Below are 2,933 nucleotides of genomic sequence, written 5' to 3'. Positions count from 1 at the left end.
CGAAGACCCCAAACCACCCCGCTGGCCCGCCCCCGCCGCAGGCTGAGGCCACCACCTCCGGCCGCGAGCCGGTGCGACCTTGAGCACGGTTCAACCAGGTGCACGACCAGAAGATGGTCGAGGGGTGCTCAAAGTGAGCCGGCCGGGCGACCTTGAGCACGGTTCAACCGTCGCGGCGGGGTGTCGATGGTTGGCGGGTGCTCAAAGTGAGTGCGAACGGGAGACGCGCGAAGGCCCGCGTCCCCTGAGGGGAACGCGGGCCTTCGGGTGGGGCTTGGTCAGACGGGGGCTACCTCGAGGCGGACCGTTGCGGCCACCTCGGAGTGCAGCTGGACCGAGACCTGGTGCTTGCCGGTGGTCTTGATCGGCGACGCGATCGAAATCGCGCGCTTCTCGACCAGCGGGCCGCCGGCGGCCTTGATGGCGCCGGCGATGTCGGCCGGGGTCACCGAGCCGAACAGGCGGCCGGTCTCGCCGGCCTTGACGCCCAGCGTGACAGCGAGCTGCTCGAGCTGGTTCTTGACCTCGCTCGCGTGCTCCTTGCCCTGGATCGCCCGGGCGTCACGCGCCCGCTTGATCGACTGGATCTGCTTCTCGGCGCCGCGCGTCCAGCCGAGGGCCAGACCACGCGGAACCAGGAAGTTACGGCCGTAGCCGTCCTTGACCTCAACGATGTCGCCGGGGGCTCCGAGGCCCTCGACCTCCTGCTGCAGAATGAGCTTCATGTGTCGGACCTCCCTCAGCGAGCGGTGCTCGTGTAGGGCAGCAGTGCCACCTCACGAGCGTTCTTGATAGCGGTGGCCACATCGCGCTGGTGCTGCACGCAGTTCCCGGTCACCCGGCGGGCGCGGATCTTGCCGCGGTCCGAGATGAACTTGCGCAGCAGCGCGGTGTCCTTGTAGTCGACGTACGTCGCCTTGTCCTTGCAGAAGCCGCAAACCTTCTTCTTCGGCTTCCGAATGATCTTGGCCATTGTGGTGCTCTCTTCCTACTTCCAGAGCCCGGCACGGATGCCGGAATGGTCTGTCTTTCGAAGGTGAAACCCGGTGAACCGGATCAGAACGGAGGCTCCTCCATCGAGCCGCCGCCCTGGCTGGCCCAGGGGTCGTTCTGCGGAGCGGCCTGACCGCCGCCGCCACCGCCTTGCTGCGGGGTCGCCCAGGGGTCGTTCTGCGGGGCGCCACCCTGGCCGCCACCACCTTGGTTACCGCCACCCTGGTTGCCGCTGTAGCCACCACCTTGGTTGCCACCGCCGCCACCGAAACCGCCGCCACCGCCGTCGGAGCGCGTCGTCTTGGAGATCTTGAGGGTCGCGTAGCGCATGCTCGCGCCGATCTCCTCGACGTCACACTCGAAGACGGTCCGCTTGTTGCCGTCGCGGTCGTCGTAGCTCCGCGCCTTCAGACGGCCGTGCACAACGACACGGGATCCTCGGGTGAGGGATTCAGCGACGTTCTCCGCGACCTGGCGCCAGACCGAGCACGAGATGAAGAGGGTCTCGCCGTCTTTCCACTCGTTGCTCTGCCGATCCAGATTCCGCGGCGTCGAGGCGATCGTAAAGTTCGCCACCGCGGCGCCTGACGGCGTGAAGCGCAGCTCCGGATCACCCGTCAGATTTCCGATCAGGGTGATGGGGGGTTCCCCGGCCATGACAACTCCTCCTGCTTTCGGGTGTGACTGTGTCTACAGCTATTGGTACCGGCTGGTGCCGACAGTACCGATGGCTGCTGACGACCCCAGGGTCAGTGCTGGTCCGGCCGGATGACCTTGGTGCGGAGGATCGACTCGTTCAGCGTGAGCTGACGGTCGAGCTCCTTCACCACCGCGGGCTCCGCGGTCAGGTCGATGACGGCATAGATGCCTTCGGCCTTCTTCTTGACGTCGTACGCAAGCTTGCGGCGGCCCCAGATGTCGAGCTTCTCGACGGTGCCACCCTCCTTGCGGACGATGTTCAGGTACGTGTCGATGGACGGTTCGACCGTGCGCTCGTCGAGCTCCGGGTCGAGAATCACCATGACTTCATAACGACGCATGCGCGAACTCCACCTCCTTCGGACTTTGGCGGCCACGGTCTTTCCGTGGCAGGAGGGCGATGCGATTGCACCTGACATCGGCACTTGCCGCCGATGTCAAGCAACGAGCCCGGTCGATGGACCGGGCCACATCCAAAGAATACCAGCGTTCGGACAGCGGATTGACCATATCCACAGGGCAACGTACACCGCAGCCCTCACTACCGGTCGATCAGTCGTCACTCTCCGGACCCACGACCAAGAGGTCGATATGGATCGCGAGCGGGGTCCCGTCCGCGGCCACCGTCCGCACCACCGGATACGCACCGTCACCCCAGCCGGAGTGGGCGAGCACGAGATTCTCACCCTCCGTGGCCAGCGGCAGCACGATGTTCGCGCACCCCTCGCGCAGGTGGTCAGGCGAGTCCATCAGCGCGAACCAGCTGTCCTCGCTGTCGTTCTCGAAGAGGTCCTCGTACCAGTCGCCCTCGGGCATCATCGTCCGGACCGCCTCGGCATCCGCGAAGGCGACCGTGCCCGCGTCGACCGCGACCAGCCAGAACTCGTCCTCGTCGAGCTCCTCGTCCCCACTCGTCGCAGCCTCGACCCCGGCGACCTCGCCCTCGGCGAGCCGCACCGACAAGTACGCCTCGCGCAGGTGGCTCCCGTCCTGGGCGTCCGACACGTCCGCCACCGTCACGAACACCGGGTAGTCCCCCGGCGGTACGTCGACCACCGGGCCCTCGCCCAGCGTCACGAACGGGTCCGAGGCCTCGAGCCGGCCACTCGGGACCCGCAGTACGCCGAGCTCGTGGACAGTCAGGGACCAGGTACGGCGGTCGACCTCGACGGGACCGGGACGCAGGGCACGGAACAAGCTCGGAGTGATCACCAGTTCAGCGTAGAACCGCTCACCCACCC

5 protein-coding genes are annotated in these 2,933 nt (G+C 66.8%); all 5 read right to left on the bottom strand.

Features of this window, described 5'->3' with window-relative positions:
• Nucleotides 1–278 precede the first annotated feature (278 nt).
• Nucleotides 279–725, bottom strand: coding sequence for a 50S ribosomal protein L9 (gene rplI / locus E1261_RS44170; protein WP_132416263.1), 447 nt, complete (start codon nt 723–725; stop codon nt 279–281).
• A 14-nt stretch (nt 726–739) separates the two neighbouring features.
• The gene (gene rpsR, locus E1261_RS44165; RefSeq protein WP_012924539.1) at nt 740–973 is read right to left on the bottom strand and encodes a 30S ribosomal protein S18; all 234 of its coding nucleotides are present in this window, start codon (nt 971–973) and stop codon (nt 740–742) included.
• Between the two features lie 83 nt (nt 974–1,056).
• Nucleotides 1,057–1,650: a single-stranded DNA-binding protein gene (locus E1261_RS44160; RefSeq protein WP_132416261.1), complete on the bottom strand. Its 594-nt coding sequence runs from the start codon at nt 1,648–1,650 to the stop codon at nt 1,057–1,059.
• A 92-nt stretch (nt 1,651–1,742) separates the two neighbouring features.
• A complete protein-coding gene (gene rpsF, locus E1261_RS44155) occupies nt 1,743–2,033 on the bottom strand; it encodes a 30S ribosomal protein S6 (protein ID WP_132416259.1) in 291 nt (96 codons plus the stop codon).
• 211 nt (nt 2,034–2,244) lie between these two features.
• On the bottom strand, nt 2,245–2,933 hold a 689-nt coding region (locus E1261_RS44150; RefSeq protein WP_238176843.1), incomplete at its 5' end, for a DUF4241 domain-containing protein.

The sequence above is a fragment of the Kribbella albertanoniae genome, from assembly GCF_004348455.1.
GTDB lineage: Bacteria > Actinomycetota > Actinomycetes > Propionibacteriales > Kribbellaceae > Kribbella > Kribbella albertanoniae.
This window is presented reverse-complemented; position numbering and strand designations above follow the sequence as displayed.

Excerpts from the sequence above, each read along its gene's own strand:
- rplI (WP_132416263.1), bottom strand. The coding sequence starts at position 725 with ATGAAGCTCATTCTGCAGCAGGAGGTCGAGGGCCTCGGAGCCCCCGGC.
- rpsR (WP_012924539.1), bottom strand. The coding sequence starts at position 973 with ATGGCCAAGATCATTCGGAAGCCGAAGAAGAAGGTTTGCGGCTTCTGC.
- E1261_RS44160 (WP_132416261.1), bottom strand. The coding sequence starts at position 1,650 with ATGGCCGGGGAACCCCCCATCACCCTGATCGGAAATCTGACGGGTGAT.
- rpsF (WP_132416259.1), bottom strand. The coding sequence starts at position 2,033 with ATGCGTCGTTATGAAGTCATGGTGATTCTCGACCCGGAGCTCGACGAG.